The following is a 243-nucleotide window of genomic DNA, read 5'->3' as shown; positions in this document are numbered from 1 at the left end:
GGGGCGCGGAGGCGATCGCGCGGGGGGCGCTGCGGCTGGCGCACGACCGGGGGGACGCGGAGATGGTCGCTGTGCGCCAGCCGGGGTGCGGGGAGCCGGGCCACGGCGGGCGGCGGCGGCGCGGGGGCGGCGGCGGTGACGGTCCAGGGGTCGCCGGGCCGGCCGGGCCACGCGTGCTGGGAGGGGCTGAGATCCACCCCGACGCGCGGCGGGGGCCCGGTGGTGCCCACCCCCCGGCGGCGC

General features: G+C 85.2%; 1 pseudogene. It reads right to left on the bottom strand.

Features of this window, described 5'->3' with window-relative positions:
* Nucleotides 1-243 (bottom strand): annotated as a pseudogene (locus ACFV5N_RS19530) (hypothetical protein); the annotation flags it as partial.

Origin of the sequence: Streptomyces sp. NPDC059853, from assembly GCF_042731495.1 — a bacterium.
Taxonomy (GTDB): Bacteria; Actinomycetota; Actinomycetes; order Streptomycetales; family Streptomycetaceae; genus Streptomyces.
This window is presented reverse-complemented; position numbering and strand designations above follow the sequence as displayed.